We start from the raw sequence: 15,004 nt of genomic DNA on the forward strand, positions 1-15,004 counted from the left end.
GTACGCTATGGCTTCGGTGAACTTGACGACCATGGACGTGGATTCGCTTCTGGCATTGCGCGGCGAGATCGACGGCGAGCTCGAGGAGCGCAGCCGCGACCTGCGCCAGCAGCTTGCACGCCTCGAAGGCACGCGCCGTGGTCCGGGGCGGCCCGCCGGCAAGGGTCCGAGCACGCTCAAGGGCATCAAGGTCGAACCGAGATTCCGCGGACCGAACGGGGAGACCTGGGCGGGTCGCGGCGCCCGGCCGAAGTGGCTGCAGGCGCTCCTCGAAGAGGGGCATTCCCTCGACGAGTTCGCGATCGCCGGTGCCGAAGAGGGCCGCGCCGACGAGAGCGAAGAAGAGGTGAAGCCCGCCCGCACGAAGCGCGGCCCAGCCAAGAAGAACGGCCGCCGTAAAGCGGCGTGACGTCCTCTGAGGCGAGGAGTGGAGTCTTCGACCGGCGCCCGAACCATCGGGCGCAGCCGAGAATGCCGAAGGTCGAGTATGGATCGAGGCGACCGATTCGCCGCCGCCTCGCACACCCACCGCAGGTCCATCCAACGAGCCATAACGCCTGAATGTCTGGCCTGCGGCTTCCCGGGACCTATGCCGATGTCGCAAACGGGATTCGGCGCCGGCTGCTGTTCAGATCCGACCTGTCCCGTCTCGCGCCGAGCTGCGTGGAAAGCAGGCGACGGCCCTCAGCTGGAAACCCTGCCGCGGTCAGGGCCTCCGGCTGCACAGCTCGACCATGACGCACCACTGGCGGATCAGTCGGTTGCGCCGCCCGATGCCCTTGACTTCGTACCCGGCCAACTGTTCGAGGCCGGTCAGCACGTCGTCGAGCTGGCCTTTGGAGATGGGATTGCGCTCAGGACCCGACACCGAACTCGCGCGGTCGGGATCGGCCGCAAAGACGGCGAGCTTCTCCGCGAGAAGGAGCTGCGCGTCGCGCGCCCGCTGGACGTAGAGGACAGAACGGGCGAGATCCTCGGCAAGGCCGATCGACGCACCCTCGGGAGCACCCCCGAAAAACAAGCTATAGAAGTAATGTTCGTCCAGTTCCTGATAACGCGGCGGGCGCAATCTCGCGAATATCCCGTGCCGGAGAGCATTTCGGCGGGACTGCGCCTTTCCGCCGGAGGTCCGTGGTCCCGTACTCGACCTTGCGTTCCCACGGTTCGCTGCGGTCCGCTTGTCGGAGCCGATCACGCGGCTTCTCCTGCCTCGGCGCCGCCCTCCGCCTCACGGGCAGGCGGCGGCAGGCGGTGTTGTTCCGCAGCGGAGCTTTCGCGCTGCCGCTGTATCGACGCGTAGTGCTCGCGCACCTGATAGAACGTCTCCAAGCCGGCTTGCCGGGTACGCTCCTTGATCGCGATCAGGCGCTCGAGCCGTTCGAGTTCGGGTGCAAGCCGAATGTGGGCCTGGGAGAGCACATGGTGGGGCGAAAGCCCGTGTTCGGCCATCGTCTCGCGGAACCAGCCCGGCCGCTCCTTCAATACATCGGCTGATATATTTACGGTATTGCAATGACGACTGATTCTTCCATCAAGGGAGTGCGAGACGTCAGAGGCGACCTCGTAGAGCGCCACGTTCAGCATGCTGGTCTTGATGTTTTGAAGCCGTACGATCTCCCAGGTCAGATCGGCGTGCTCCTTCAGGAACACCCACTCCTCCAAGCGGGACGGCTGCAAGCTGGCGATGGCCTGATGCAGCAGGATCGCATAATCGTCCAGATTCTCGGTCTCCAGGACTGGAACGACGCTGAAGAATGGATGGAGGTTTTCAGGTATCCCTTCGAGGTACCCTCCGGCGACGAGCTCCTCGCGTGCCTTGCGTCCCATGACGTCTCCTGGTTTGTTGGTTGTGGATTCTGACATGAACGCGGCGCGATAGGCCGCGCTCAATCTCGATGTCGGCTTTCCGGGAAGACATCACCACTTTCACGGGCCGCCTCCCTCTCGCCGAAGAGCCAGTTCAATCGCGCCTGAAGCGCATCGTACGTTCGAATGGCTTCGCTCCGTCGATTCATGGCGTCACGTTCGCTCGGATGAAGGACGTCGTCGGTCGGTAAGCGCTTGCGCCGTCGGTCAAGCGTGCGCGATAGTCCTCGTGACGTTCGGCCTTCTTGAACACCTTCATGATAGTCCACATCGGCTTCTGATTATTCGACGCGGGTCGCAACGCAGCTTTCAGCACGTCAGGATCAGAGTGATCGTCGCGGCTCGGTTCCGCCTGCATCCGCTTCGACCCCGTCTATCGAAGGCTGGTGTCGCCGCGGGCGTGCCCACATCCGCTTGAGCGTCCCACCGAGATGCGTCCAATTCCGTGACATGATTGACCTCGTCGTCGATGTCGTCAGGCGGGAACATGGCGACTTGCTCCTCGACCGCGGCGTCGACAATCAGGTTGAGCTGCATCGCGAGGTCTTTCGCGGACCCACCGCGACGATGCCCCAGGTCTTGGACGGCGACGTCCCGCCGCGCGTGATTGCGGGCCTGTAACTCTTCGTGGATCCGCTTGCGGACCAAGTGATCGTCCGCCTCTCCGTGCATCTTTGTTAGCGACGTGCCTCCGAGGGCGAGCAACTGGTCGAGACGCGCTTCGAGTGCGCGACCGGGAGCCGGCGTCGGCCGGCGACGCCGAACGGCATTCTTCAAACATTGGTATGATCAGAGGGTTCACCACGGCGCTCCGGATCGGCGAGAGCGCGGGACATAGGCGGGCTGCTCGAGCTGTTCAACCCGAATGGTCGTTCTCGTCCACACCTGTGACGTCGGGGAGCCTTGGACGTTGCGCAGGTCAAGCGTCACGGGGCGTTGGATCGCGCTATTCAGTCGGCACAGTCGGGGGCGCTCGACCGCTCCCGTTCGGTGCCGATGACAACCGCGTCGGCGCACGACGCACGCTCGACCGGACTGGCGAACGGATCGGCGAAGCACGTGACAGGCCGTCGAGATAGCGGGTCGCCTGCTCGCGTCCATATCGTTGAAGGTCGTCACCAGCGGCGTCGGCCGTATCAGCGGGGAACAGCATCGGCGTCGCGCGATATCCCTTCAGTGACGGCCCTCGCCGCGTCCACGAGCGTCGGCACCAATGCCTCCACGGCCGGGCGGGTCATCACCGAGGTCGTGACCACGAGACTGAGGCCGGCGATCACCTGATCGTCCAGGAAGACCGGCGCAGCGAGGCCGATTCGGCCTCTGGCGACCTCGGAATCGGTCAGCGCGTAGCCGCGGCGGCGGATCTCCCGCAGCTGCGCCTTGAACTCGGGCCAGGTCGCGGGGCCCGAGGCGCGGATCACCGCCTCGTTGGCGAGGTAGACAGCCTTGAGCTGGCGGTCCGGCAGGAACGCCATGATCGCCTTGGAGCTCGCGCCGACGAACATCGGCATGGCGACGCCGCGCTCGTAGGTCGTCTCGGCGTAGGGCGCGTCTCCGCGCACCTCGTGCACGCACATGACGCAGTCGCGGAAGCGACGGCACAGGATCACGGTGCCCCGCCCTCCCGCCGCCACGACGAGGTCGCGCATCACCGGCTCCGCGATCCGGCTGAGCCGATCGCCCTGCCGCAGCAGCCGGTCGTAGCGGATGAAGGCGGGTCCGAGCGCGTAGCCGGCGCCCGCCACCGGATCGAGAAAACCCGCCTGCACCAGCGAGCGGACGCTGCGATAGGCCGTGCTGGCGGACAGGTTCAGCGACCGCGCGATGTCGTCGACGGTGAGGACCGGCCCAGCGGTCTCGTAAAGCTGCAGGACGGCGAGAATGCGCGCTGGGCCATTCATGACGAGGATCCACCCTGTTGCGCAATTTTGCAGTTTTTGACTAAAGGCGCCATTGTCATATACTGACAATGTAGACGCGCCAACGACGACCATCCCTGCCCCCGAGGAGATACCGTCATGCGATCCGTCCTCCGCCCCCTGATTCTCGGCCTCGTCCTGGCGATCGCCATCGCACCCGCTCCGGTACGGGCCCAGCAGCCGACCGAGGTCCGGGTCGCCATGCTGGCCCCCAGCGCCCTGCTGTGGCTGCACGCGATCGCCCGCGACCAGGGGTTCTATGCGGAGCGCAACATCGTCGTGAAGGATCTGGTGGCGAGCTCGAGTCCGACCCTGCTGCAGGCCGTTTCGTCGGGCAGCGTCGAGGCCGGCATCTCGCTGGGCGACGTCGTGATCCGGGCGATCGATCAGGGTGCTCCGGTGGTGATGAGCGGCGCCGTTCTCGGCAAGACGATCCTGCGGCTGGTCGGCGGCACCGGGGTCACGGCGGCGAAGCAGCTGGAAGGCGCGACCGTGACGGCGGGTGCCGTCGAGGGCGGCACCGCCAACCTGTTGCGCTTCCAGCTGCAGCGGCTCGGCGTCGACCCGCGCAGCCTCAAGATGGTGGCGCTGACCAATTCGCGCGACCGCGTCGTCGCGCTCGGTAACGGACAGGTGCAGGGTGCCCTTCTGATCGCGCCGTTCGACACTCTGGCGGTCCGTCAGGGCATGAAGGTGCTCGACGTCTACACGGATCCGTACGTGCAGACGCCGCTGGTGCTCAACAAGCCGTGGGCCGAGAAGAACCGCGAGGCGGCGATCGGTCTCACCAAGGCGATGCAGAAGGCGGCCGTCTGGATCTACGACCCGGCCAATCGCGACAAGGCGATCGACATTCTCGCCGCCTTCACCAAGACCGACCGTGACATCTGCGCGGACTCCTACAAATTCATCGTGGAGGAGCAGCAAGCGATCGCCCGCAATCTCGAGGTGACGGCCGCCGGGCTCGAGAACATCATCAAGATCGACCAGGCGATCGGCGCAAACCCGGCGTCCTCCAAGCCGTTCGACCTGTCGCGCTACTTCGACCCCGCCTATCTCGCGGCGAAGTGAGCGATGCCCGAGAGGACCGACGAGCGCCTGCCGGTGACGCTGCTCACCGGCTTCCTCGGCAGCGGCAAGACGACGCTGCTGAACGCCTGGCTGCGCACCAGCGACCTCGCCGACGCCGCCGTGATCGTCAACGAGTTCGGCGAGATCGGCATCGACCACGCCCTGATCGCGGCGAGCAGCGACAACACGATCGAGCTCTCCACAGGGTGCCTGTGCTGCACGGTGCGCGGCGACCTCGTCGACACGCTGCGTGAGCTGACCGAAAAGCGCGCGTCCGGCGAGGTCAAGGCGTTCGACCGGGTCGTCATCGAGACCACCGGGCTCGCCGACCCGGCGCCCGTGATCCAGGCCTTGATGACCATGCCGGTGGCGCGGCGCTACCGGCTCACGCGCGTGATCACGACCGTCGATGCCGTCAACGGCGGGACGACCCTCGACCGCCACCCGGAGGCCGTGAAGCAGGCGGCGGTCGCCGACGAGGTGATCTTGACCAAGACCGACATCGCGGCAGCGTCGGCGGCCGGAGACACGCTCTCGGCGCGCATCCGCGGCCTCAATCCGGGTGCGCGGCTCCACGTGTCGCGGCCGGACCGCATGCCGATGCCCTCCGAGCTCGCGTCCGCCGACATCTACGACCCCGCGACCAAGAGCGCCGACGTGCTCGCCTGGCTCAACGCGGAAGCCTATGCGGGCGGTCACGACGGCCCGCTCGACGGGTCCGGCCCGACCGGGCACGATCACCGTCACGGTCACCGTCACGGTCACCATCACGGTCACGAACACGAACACGAACACGATCACGGCGACCACGATCGGGACGACGGCGCCCGGGCCCAGCACCGGCACGACGTGAACCGCCACGACGATGCGATCGGATCGTTCTGCCTCGTCTATGACGAGCCGCTGGAATGGGAGCACGTCGCCGCGTGGCTCGATGCCCTGGTGATGGCGCACGGGGACGACCTGCTGCGCGTCAAGGGGATCATGAACATCGCCGGCGAACCGCGCCCCGTGGTGCTGCAGGCCGTGCAGCACCTGTTCCACCCGCCCGCCGTGCTGCCCGCGTGGCCGACGCCCGAGCGCCGCTCGCAGATCGTCTTCATCGCTCGCGCGCTGAAGCGCGACTACGTGGCCGAGGTTCTCGATACGGTGCGGCAGCGCCGGCCGGCCTCTGCCCCCCCGCCAGCGAACTGACCCGGACCGGGAGCCATCCATGGACTGCATCGTCAAGAACGGCCTGCTCATCACCGCCAAGGGCCAGGGCCGCACCTCCATCGGCATCAAGGACGGCAAGATCGCCGGCCTCTACGAGCCCGGCCAGGAGCCGTCTGCCGCCGAGACGATCGACGCCTCGGGGCTCGCCGTCATCCCGGGCGTCATCGACATGCACTCGCACCACCGCGAGGGCAGCGCGCCGGGCTTCGAGTACAAGGACACGATCTACAGCTCGACCCTGCAATGCGCGGCCGGCGGCGTCACCACCTCGGTCGCGATGCCGAACGTCAATCCGCCGCCCAACAGCCTCGACCTCTTGAGGAAGCAATTCGCCATCTACGAGCGCGACGCGATCGTCGACTGGAACTTCAACCCGGCTCCCACCATCGCGGAGGAGATTCCGCGCATGGCCGAGCAGGGCATCGCCGCCTTCAAGATCTTCATGGTGGTCGACACTGGACGCTCCTATCCGCACATGCCCGGCATCGGCGTCCACGATCACGGCAAGATCCTCGAGATCATGACGCATTGCGCCGAGGTCGACATTCCGCTGATGGTCCATCCGCACGATCAGGCCCTGATGGACGTCATCGAGAAGGACTTCTGGGAGCGCCAGCAGCGGGACGCGCTCGCTTACGCCAAGGCTTACGCGGCGCATGACGGCGTGATCTGGGAGACGGCGATCGCGACGCTCCTGCGCCTTCAGAAGGCGGCCGGCTGTCACCTGCACATCCTCCACACCCAGACGTCGGGCAGCGTCGACCTGATCCGCCGCGCCAAGGCGGCGGGCCAGCGGGTGACCTGCGAGATCAATCCGTGGGCCTTGTTCCTCGGCTGCGACTGGGGCGCGATCCAGCGCCTCGGCTCCTACGCCCTGTCCTACTGGGTGCCGGAGAAGAACGTCCCGAGCCTCTGGGAAGGCCTCACCGACGGGACCATCGACATCGTCGCCACCGACCATGCCCCGCACACGCGCGAGGAAAAGGAGATCGGCTGGACCGACGGCTGGAAGGCCCACACCGGTACGCCCTCGACGCAGTTTTACGTCAGCATGTTCCTGACCGCCGCGCTCGAAGGCAAGTTCCCGATCGAGCGCGCCGTCGAGGCGATGTCGACCCGACCGGCGCGGCTCTTCGGCCTGGCGCGAAAGGGCGACGTGATGCCGGGCTACGATGCCGATCTCGTCCTGATCGATCTCGATCGCGAGTACGAGATCAAGGACGCCGACGTGCTGAGCCTGACCGGGTGGTCGCCTTACGCGGGCCGCCGCTTCAAGGCCAAGCCGGTGCGCACCCTGGTGCGCGGCCGCACCGTCTATGTCGACGGCAAGGTGGTCGGCGAGAAGGGCTGGGGCAAGCAGGCGCGCGCCGTCTATGCGTGACCGCCCCACTCGACGCAGAGTCGACGACGAAACCCCGGGCGACCCGTTCGCCTGGAGGGCGCGCGAGACCGGGCCCGCTCACGCCGACACGGGCTGCGGTCCGCTCATGACCATGATCCTCTAGGCGAGAGCGGACCGTGCGACGCCTGTATGACTTCCTCGAGCAGGACACCCGGGCGGCCGGCCTCGCCCGGATCGCCCTGTCGACGACCGCCGTCCTGGTCGTCTGGCAGGTGGTCTCGATGCTGGTGACCAACCGCCTGCTGCTGGTCCCTCCCGCCGAGGTGGCGATCGCGCTCGCCAAGGAGGTCGAGCAGGGCACGATGTGGACCAATGCCGTCGCGACCGTGTCGGCGGTGGTCACCTCGTTCGTCGTCTCGGTGCTGATCGGCGTGGCGACGGGGCTCGCGCTGGCGTCGAGCCGGGCGCTGTCGCTCACCGCCGGGCCGGTCCTCAGCGCCTTGAACTCGGTGCCGATCATCGCTCTCGCGCCCCTCTTCGTGGCCTGGCTCGGCCTCGGCTTCGCGTCCAAGTTCGTGCTGGTCATCATGGTCGCGGTCTTTCCCGTCGTGGTGACCACCGAGGCGGGGCTGCGGGCGACCGACCGCCAGCTCGTCGAGGCGGCGCGCTCGTTCAACGCGACGCCTTTACAGATCTTCTCGACCGTCACGTTCCCCTATGCGCTGCCCTTCATCGTCAGCGGTGTCCGGGTCGCCTGGGCCCGCGCCCTGGTCGGCATCGTGGTGGCCGAGTTCTTCGGATCGTTCGCCGGGTTCGGCTTCGCCATCTTGTCGGCGAGCCAGACCTTCGACACTGCCCGGGTGCTCGGCTACGTCATCATGCTGGGCGCCATGGGGCTGCTCGGCAGCGTTCTGTTCGCGACGCTCGAGCGGCGGCTGGCGCCGTGGAGGCAGGAATGAGCGAGTCGAAATGAGCGAGGCACTGAGCGAAGCGGTGCGGCTGCGGGTCGAGAAGATCGGCAAGGTCTTCGGCCGGCGCGACAAGCCGGTCGTCGAGGCGCTTCGCGACATCGACATGACCGTCGCGGAGGGCGAGTTCGTCTCGATCGTCGGGGCGAGCGGCAGCGGCAAGTCGACATTGCTGCGGATCATCGACGGCCTGCTCGCGCCGAGCAGCGGCCGCGTCCTGGTGGACGGCCGCGCCGTCGATCGCCCCGGTCGCGACCGCGCGATGGTGTTCCAGCAGGATTCGCTGCTGCCGTGGAAGACCGTGATCGAGAACGTCGCCTACGGCCTGACGCTCGCCCGAACGCCCAGAGCCGAGGCCCACCGGACCGCCCAGCACTTCATCGACATCGCCGGCCTCGGCGGCTTCGAGCATCATTATCCGCACCAGCTCTCGGGCGGCATGCGCCAGCGCGTCAACGTCGCCCGGGCGCTCGCCGTGGATCCGAAGATCCTGCTGCTCGACGAGCCGTTCGCGGCGCTCGATGCGCAGACCCGCGAGATCATGCAGACCGAGCTTCTGTCGATCTGGCAGGAGACCCGCAAGACCGTGCTGCTGATCACCCACCAGATCGACGAGGCGGTGTTCCTGTCGGACCGGGTGATCGTGTTCAGCGCCCGTCCCGGCACCATCCGGGAGGAGATCCCGGTGCGGTTGCCGCGGCCCCGCGACCTGCATCTCAAGCGCAGTCCCGAGTTCACGGCGCTCGTCGACCACATCTGGACGTCGATCGAGGCCGAGGTGCGGGCCAGCCTGAAGCAGGGATGACGCGGGACGTCCGGAGGCGTGCGCCCAGGACACACCGGCGCGACAAAATTCACACGTTGCAGTAACAATTCATTTTCTTATTATGTCGCGACGATAGTGTATGGGAAATGCCGATCGACGATCGGCGGCAGGCCATCGCCCGTCATCGTCGGACGATAACGTGGTGTTCGCCCGCTAGAGACCGCGCATGTCGCAATCCACCACCACGTCCGAAGCGGCGGCATTCGCCATCGCCCGAAAAGCCTTGGAGCGGATCCGCGACCTCGGCCAGGTGCCGGACCCGGCGACCTACGCGGTTTGGTTCACATATTTCCAGGGCCACAACCAAACCCTCAACCGCGAGATCGAGGAACTCGAACCGGGTGCCCTGTCGCGCACGCGGCTGAACGCCATCCACGACCGGCATTTCGCGACCGAGCGGCATTTCGGCCAGCTGCTGTCCGTCGGCGAGGCGCTCGGCGCCGAGACCCGCAAGGTCGAGAACGTGATCAAGGTCGCTTCGGGCTCGGCCGCCGACTACGGCCTCGACCTCCAGAACGCAGCCGAGACCCTCGACATCGGTGGCACCAACTCGTCGGCGTCGGAGCTGATCAAGTCGCTGGTCCGCTCCACCGACGCGATCCAGCAAACCAACGCGCTCCTCCAGGCGCAGCTCCAGCAGTCCGAGCACCAGTTCCGGCTCCTCCAGGAGAACATGGAGACGCTCCGCCTGGAGAGCATGACGGATCCCCTCACCCGGCTGGCGAACCGCAAGTATTTCGACTTCTTCTTGAGTCAGGCGACGGCCAAGGCGGCCGACGAGGAGGCGCCCGACTCGTTCTCGCTCGCCATGGTCGACGTCGACCGGTTCAAGCAATTCAACGACCAGTTCGGACACGTGACCGGCGACGACGTGCTGCGCCTCGTCGCCTTCGCGCTGAAGCACAATGTGCGCGCGAACGACCTCGTCGCCCGCTACGGTGGCGACGAGTTCGTGGTGCTGCTGCCGAATGCCTCGCTCGAAGACGCCATGGCGATCGGCGACCAGATTCGCAAGGCGGTCGCCGAGCGGCCGCTCCTGCGCCGCGCCACCAAGGAGACGCTCGGCTACGTCACCTTGTCGATCGGGGTCGCCGCATGGACGCCGGGTGAAACCGCCGAAGCCTTGCTCGAACGGGCCGACCGGCATCTCTACCAAGCGAAGGCCAACGGGCGAAACTGCCTGGTCGGCGCCCCTGTTCCCCCGAAGCCGAGCACCGCGCCGGCACGGCCCACCACGTGATCCCCACCGCCCCGGCCGGGGGGGGACGAGCTGCTGGCGACAAACGACCCCATGCAATGGCTGCCTCGAACTTCAATACCTCTTGGTATACTCCTGGCAAATCAGGATATTTTGCAATTTCAAGACAATCGTCCCGTCTTGACGGACGACCGCTGCGTCAAGACGGACGGGCCACCTTTGAGCACCACAGTGTCGACGAGGCATTCGCGATCGACGCTCTTACCGAAGGCGAACGCAGCGTCGGGACGCATGTCGAGCTTGGACGTCACGACGACGCTCGCGGCTCGAGAGGCCGACTTGTGACACGCCCTACTCCCGCGCCATCACCGCCACGCGATCCACCGTCGCCGCTGCGAGGCTGAACGTGCCGATGCCGGCGCGTGCCAGCGCCTCGGAAAGCTGCGGCGAAAGACACCGGTTCTCGTCCAAGCGGCGGCCGCGGAACGATCGCCATGTCGCGGTGCGCCGCCATCTCGGCGTAGGGCTGCGACCCCGAACGGGGTGGTCGCGATCCCCCAGATCAGGTGGTCGCGATCGATCGGTACGCCTGATCGCGATCAATCGGAATCGGTGATCGCCATCGCGCTGCGCGCGCGGACATGAGAGGCGCCGCCTGATCATGACAGTGTCGCTCGCTCGCAACACGGGCGGCTGTCGGCTCAGGATCCACGGTCGCGCACGCGCGCGTCGCGACCGTGGCGTTGCCGCGGAGATCGAGCGCGGTATCGGTGTTTGATTCCCTCCCCCATTCGGCGGCTCGCCGCCGTGCCGTCTCGAACAAGCCAGTGACGCATGCAAACCGGAGCATCGAAACCGGAGCATGCAAACCCGAGCATGCAAACCCGAGCATGCAAAACCTGCAGTGCTGGTCGCCCACCAAAGCGGGGCGACACCGCAGGATCGCGTACGGAGCGGTGCTATCATTCAATCGGCGAGGTATTTTATCGACGGGTCATATGCGTCCCGATCCTGTTTTCGAGGCGATCCGGCGTCATCGACTGGCGCACCATGCCTTCCTCGCCGCGCGCCATGCCTCGGACGAGGTTGCGCAGGCCGATATGACCGCTCCGGATCCGAGCGCCCATGTCCTGGACCTGGAATCAGCGCTCACCGCAGCGGCATGGGACTTGCTCGCGACACCCCCGGCGTCGCCGGGTGGCTTGTTGGCTCTCATCGATTACGCCGGCGAGTTCGTGGAAAAGGGCTACGATTGGCCTGCCGCCTAGGAAGCGAAGTTCTACTCGGTCGTGATGGACGCTCCGCTGTCGTGGCAGAGCAGGCCCGAGAATTAGCGCACGGCAAGTGATGCTGCACCGTTCAGCCGAACCGAGCCGGGTCGATCAGCCGGATCGACACGTCGGCGTCACAGGCGCATTTGAGCGAACGACCTCAGCGCCGGTGCACCGCGCTCGCGCTTCCAACATTTCAATGGTGGCGCTTCGATGTTCGGCCTTTCAAAGCAGCTGTGCCGGTCCAGATAGATGCGGCGTCTTATGACGTTCCGACTAAGAGAAATGGCGGATTGACGTCCTCCAGTGAGAAGGTAGTGTCGGTTCGTCGACGTACGCTCCACGGCATTGCGGTCGGTGCGGGATCGCCATCGCGGCAATGCTGGTACTTGTTCGGATTTGCGGTCGGTGCCGATCGGCATCGCGTGCAGTGCCGTGGAGCAACGTCTTCGGAAAAGTCGAGATCGGTCTTTCATGGAGAGCCGACCGGCGCTGTCGTTGCGCGTCTGGCGTACTCGTCCACGCAGTCGACTGATGAAACCGAAGGCGATCTTGCTCTGTCGGCTTCTGACGCGTCCCAGCATCACGTCTCGGTTCTCAGCACCAGCAGTTCGGCGGGAAGACGCGATCGAGCTGACGACAGCGGTTGTTATCGAGCCCTGCGCGAAAGAACGCTCCGAGATCATCGCGAGCCCTTCTGTGATCACCATTCGGTCCCTTCCGCCAAGGGACCAGGTCGCGACGAGCACGCCGCCCGGCTTTGTGAAGTAAGCCCGGTCGGAGCGGTTGCGTGGGATACGCTGACAAAGAATCCGCCCAGATCGTGGCGGGCATAGTGGGCCTCCTGGAGGGCACGACGGACTGTGTCTCCTATTTTTATCCCTGCCACTCTGATGAGAATGAGCGTTGGTTCGCGAGGCTGGGCTTTGCCGTGGCACAGCAGAGTGTCTCGGTGGTTCTGGTACATCTCGACATCAGTCGCATGATCGGCCGGGCCGACAACGCCGCCTCTTCCTTCGAAGCCCAGATATTCGGCCCGCCCCAACTATCTGCGGTCAAGCAGTGTCAAGCGACATCCGGAACTGACCCCTTTGCGACATGAAGAACTGACCCCCTCGGTGGTTGGTTGGTTCAAGCGGTCGCCGGCTGGGGGGCCGGAGCGGGCTTCTGCAGAAGCCCGCTCCGGCGCTTTTCGCGCAGCCGCCAGCTGTCGCCCCGGATGGTGACGACGTGGCTGTGGTGGAGCAGGCGGTCGAGGATGGCGGTCGCCACCACGGGGTCGCCGAACACGGTGCCCCATTCGCCCACCGGCCGGTTCGACGTCACCAGCATGGCGCCCCGCTCGTAGCGGCGGCTGACCAGCTGGAAGAACAGGTGCGCCGCATCGGGCTCGAACGGCAGGTAGCCGAGCTCGTCGACGATCAGCAGCTTGGGCTTGCCGTAGTGGGTCAGCCGCTCCTCCAGCCGGCCGTCCTGGTGGGCCTTGGCGAGCTGCGCCACCAGCGTGGTCGCCGGCACGAACAGCACCGTGTAGCCGGCCACGATCGCCTCGCGGCCGAGCGCCACCGCGAGATGCGTCTTGCCCACCCCGGGCGGCCCCAGCAGCAGCACCGCCTCGCCGTTGGCGATGAAGCGCCCGGTCGCAAGCTCGCGCATCTGCGCCTTGTCGAGCGAGGGCTGCGCCGCGAAGTCGAAGCCGGCGAGGTCGCGCACGAACGGGAAGCGGGCGAGCCCCAGGCTCATGTCGATCCGGCGCTGGTCCTTGCGGGCGATCTCGCGCTCGCAGAACAGCGCCAGCGCCTCGCGGATGGTCAGCTCGCGCCGGCCCGCCTCGTCGATGAGCGTGTCGAGCTGGTCGCGCACCGCGGTCAGCTTCAGCCGCGTCAGCATGCCGATCAGGTGGTCGTGCGTGGTCATCAGAAGTCTCCCCCGATCAGCGCCGCGTAGTCGGCGAGCGGCCGCTGCAGCGACGACACCGGCGGCTCCGGACACGGCGCGGGCGCGACCATCGCCACGCCGGGCGGCGCCACGAGGCCGCCCGCGCGCGGGCGCTCCCGGCTCCCCACCACGCCGGCGAGATGGGCCGGATCGACCCGCCGCCCGTGGCGGCCGGTGAGCTCGGCATGCACCGCCACCTCGTGCCCGGCATGCCGGACCCGCACCGCGCCGGACGAAACCACCACCCGCACCCGCTCGCCGATCAGCCGCCACGGCACCGAATAGGCGTTGCCGTCGACCTCCACGGCGCAGTCGCTCCCCACCCGCCGCACCAGCTCGCGCGCCGTCGTGAACGGCGGGATGCCGTCGAGCGGCCGCAGCGCCGCCGCCTCCGCCCGCAGGAACCGCACCATCGGCGCCTCGCCAGTGGTGCCGTGCGCGCGAACATCCGCCACCTCCCGGGTCCAGGCGGCGAGATGCGCCTCCAGCGCCGACCAGGTCGCGAACGTGCGCCCCGCCACCGCGTTGCGCTTCACGTAGCCGACCCCGCGCTCGTCCTTGCCCTTGGTGCGTGCCCGGTATGGCGCACACGCTCGCACCCGAAAGCCCCAGTGCCGCGCGAAGGCGTGCAGCCGCGGATGCAGCACCACCTCCCGGCTCGCCGCATCGTGATGCACCACCAGCGCCCGCGCGTTGTCGAGCAGCACCTCCTCGGGTCGCCCGCCGAACGCCGAAAACGCGCTCTCCAGCCCGTCGAACCAGCTCTCCTGGCGCTCGTTCCGGTAGGCCCGAACGTGCAGCCGTCGCGAAAAGCCGAGCGTCGCCACGAACAGAAAGACCTTCACGGTCTCCCCGCCGATCGCGACCTGCCGCTCGCCGAAGTCGATCTGCAGCTGCTCGCCCGGCCGCGTCTCGAACCGGACCGTCGCCCGCGCCGCCGCCAGAAGCTCGCGCCGCAGCGGCGCCACCGCCCGCTCCATCGTCCGCAGGCTCACCGCCACGCCCTTCTCGGCGAGCAGCTCCTGACGCACCACGTCGGCGTTCCCGCCGTGCCGACGGAACCGTTCGGCAAGCCACTCGTCGAGCCCGTCCAGCGCCTTCGCCCGCGACACCGTCCGGCACGCCTGCCAGCCGCCAAGCCCGAGCCACCGCCGCACCGTCGCCTTCGAGCACCCGAGCTCCGCCGCGATCCGCTTCGCGCCCCACCCAAGGCCCTTCAGTCGCACCATCGCCGCGACGTCGTCCGGCGTCCTCATCGCTTCCCCCCGCGGAACGTCACCCCGCGGGAACTCCTGCACCTCGTTCGGCCTCATGCCGACCTCCTCTGCGATCACGAGAGGGGGGCAGTTCCTCGTGTCGTCAGGGGGTCAGTTTGTCGTGTCGCCTGACA

18 protein-coding genes are annotated in these 15,004 nt (G+C 67.1%); 10 read left to right on the plus strand and 8 right to left on the minus strand.

The window, feature by feature from the left end; translation table 11 throughout:
* Window positions 1-7: 7 nt before the first annotated feature.
* Complete coding sequence (locus ABTU92_RS03675; RefSeq protein WP_408087759.1) at window positions 8-409, plus strand: H-NS family nucleoid-associated regulatory protein; 402 nt, start codon at window positions 8-10, stop codon at window positions 407-409.
* Between the two features lie 297 nt (window positions 410-706).
* Here ABTU92_RS03675 and ABTU92_RS03680 read toward each other — a convergent pair whose 3' ends face one another.
* The 3 genes from ABTU92_RS03680 to ABTU92_RS03690 form a co-directional block, all read right to left on the minus strand.
* Window positions 707-1,069, minus strand: a complete 363-nt coding sequence (locus ABTU92_RS03680) for a hypothetical protein (RefSeq protein ID WP_408087761.1) — start codon at window positions 1,067-1,069, stop codon at window positions 707-709.
* 122 nt (window positions 1,070-1,191) lie between these two features.
* Window positions 1,192-1,827: a hypothetical protein gene (locus ABTU92_RS03685; RefSeq protein WP_408087763.1), complete on the minus strand. Its 636-nt coding sequence runs from the start codon at window positions 1,825-1,827 to the stop codon at window positions 1,192-1,194.
* A gap of 184 nt (window positions 1,828-2,011) precedes the next feature.
* Complete coding sequence (locus ABTU92_RS03690) at window positions 2,012-2,224, minus strand: hypothetical protein (RefSeq protein ID WP_408087765.1); 213 nt, start codon at window positions 2,222-2,224, stop codon at window positions 2,012-2,014.
* 92 nt (window positions 2,225-2,316) lie between these two features.
* On the opposite strand from ABTU92_RS03690, the gene ABTU92_RS03695 reads away from it, so the two are divergent.
* A complete protein-coding gene (locus ABTU92_RS03695) occupies window positions 2,317-2,487 on the plus strand; it encodes a hypothetical protein (protein ID WP_408087767.1) in 171 nt (56 codons plus the stop codon).
* Between the two features lie 515 nt (window positions 2,488-3,002).
* Here the strand turns inward: ABTU92_RS03695 and ABTU92_RS03700 are convergent.
* Window positions 3,003-3,860, minus strand: coding sequence for an IclR family transcriptional regulator (locus tag ABTU92_RS03700; protein WP_408087769.1), 858 nt, complete (start codon window positions 3,858-3,860; stop codon window positions 3,003-3,005).
* A 24-nt stretch (window positions 3,861-3,884) separates the two neighbouring features.
* Here ABTU92_RS03700 and ABTU92_RS03705 point away from each other — a divergent pair, with 24 nt between their 5' ends.
* The 6 genes from ABTU92_RS03705 (at window position 3,885) to ABTU92_RS03730 (ending at window position 10,447) form a co-directional block, all read left to right on the plus strand.
* Entirely contained in the window at window positions 3,885-4,856 is a 972-nt protein-coding gene (locus tag ABTU92_RS03705; protein WP_408087771.1) for an ABC transporter substrate-binding protein, read from the plus strand.
* A gap of 3 nt (window positions 4,857-4,859) precedes the next feature.
* Window positions 4,860-6,050 (plus strand): CobW family GTP-binding protein, encoded by a 1,191-nt coding sequence (locus ABTU92_RS03710; protein WP_408087773.1) that lies wholly within the window; start codon window positions 4,860-4,862, stop codon window positions 6,048-6,050.
* A 19-nt stretch (window positions 6,051-6,069) separates the two neighbouring features.
* Window positions 6,070-7,452 (plus strand): dihydroorotase, encoded by a 1,383-nt coding sequence (locus ABTU92_RS03715; RefSeq protein WP_408087774.1) that lies wholly within the window; start codon window positions 6,070-6,072, stop codon window positions 7,450-7,452.
* A gap of 137 nt (window positions 7,453-7,589) precedes the next feature.
* Entirely contained in the window at window positions 7,590-8,372 is a 783-nt protein-coding gene (locus ABTU92_RS03720; protein ID WP_111356045.1) for an ABC transporter permease, read from the plus strand.
* 10 nt (window positions 8,373-8,382) lie between these two features.
* A complete protein-coding gene (locus tag ABTU92_RS03725) occupies window positions 8,383-9,186 on the plus strand; it encodes an ABC transporter ATP-binding protein (RefSeq protein ID WP_408087775.1) in 804 nt (267 codons plus the stop codon).
* A 187-nt stretch (window positions 9,187-9,373) separates the two neighbouring features.
* Window positions 9,374-10,447 carry a GGDEF domain-containing protein gene (locus tag ABTU92_RS03730; RefSeq protein WP_408087776.1) on the plus strand — a complete coding sequence of 358 codons (1,074 nt, stop codon included), beginning with the start codon at window positions 9,374-9,376 and terminating at the stop codon, window positions 10,445-10,447.
* 119 nt (window positions 10,448-10,566) lie between these two features.
* Here the strand turns inward: ABTU92_RS03730 and ABTU92_RS03735 are convergent, their stop codons facing one another.
* Window positions 10,567-10,716 carry a hypothetical protein gene (locus tag ABTU92_RS03735; RefSeq protein ID WP_408087778.1) on the minus strand — a complete coding sequence of 50 codons (150 nt, stop codon included), beginning with the start codon at window positions 10,714-10,716 and terminating at the stop codon, window positions 10,567-10,569.
* Window positions 10,717-11,403: 687 nt separating this feature from the next.
* Between ABTU92_RS03735 and ABTU92_RS03740 the strand changes: the two genes are divergently transcribed.
* Window positions 11,404-11,673 (plus strand): hypothetical protein, encoded by a 270-nt coding sequence (locus ABTU92_RS03740; RefSeq protein WP_408087780.1) that lies wholly within the window; start codon window positions 11,404-11,406, stop codon window positions 11,671-11,673.
* Between the two features lie 137 nt (window positions 11,674-11,810).
* Here ABTU92_RS03740 and ABTU92_RS03745 read toward each other — a convergent pair whose 3' ends face one another.
* Window positions 11,811-12,386, minus strand: a complete 576-nt coding sequence (locus ABTU92_RS03745) for a hypothetical protein (protein ID WP_408087782.1) — start codon at window positions 12,384-12,386, stop codon at window positions 11,811-11,813.
* 80 nt (window positions 12,387-12,466) lie between these two features.
* Between ABTU92_RS03745 and ABTU92_RS03750 the strand changes: the two genes are divergently transcribed.
* Window positions 12,467-12,778, plus strand: a complete 312-nt coding sequence (locus tag ABTU92_RS03750) for a hypothetical protein (protein ID WP_408087784.1) — start codon at window positions 12,467-12,469, stop codon at window positions 12,776-12,778.
* A 29-nt stretch (window positions 12,779-12,807) separates the two neighbouring features.
* On the opposite strand, the gene istB is transcribed toward ABTU92_RS03750, so the two are convergent.
* Both istB and istA read right to left on the minus strand, forming a co-directional pair.
* Complete coding sequence (istB, locus tag ABTU92_RS03755) at window positions 12,808-13,593, minus strand: IS21-like element helper ATPase IstB (protein ID WP_408087786.1); 786 nt, start codon at window positions 13,591-13,593, stop codon at window positions 12,808-12,810.
* Window positions 13,593-14,870, minus strand: coding sequence for an IS21 family transposase (istA, locus tag ABTU92_RS03760; RefSeq protein WP_408087798.1), 1,278 nt, complete (start codon window positions 14,868-14,870; stop codon window positions 13,593-13,595). The genes istB and istA overlap by 1 nt, the downstream gene beginning before the upstream one ends.
* Between the last annotated feature and the right edge of the window lie 134 nt (window positions 14,871-15,004).

It is taken from the genome of Rhodoplanes sp. SY1 (assembly GCF_046000175.1).
Classification (GTDB): domain Bacteria; phylum Pseudomonadota; class Alphaproteobacteria; order Rhizobiales; family Xanthobacteraceae; genus Rhodoplanes.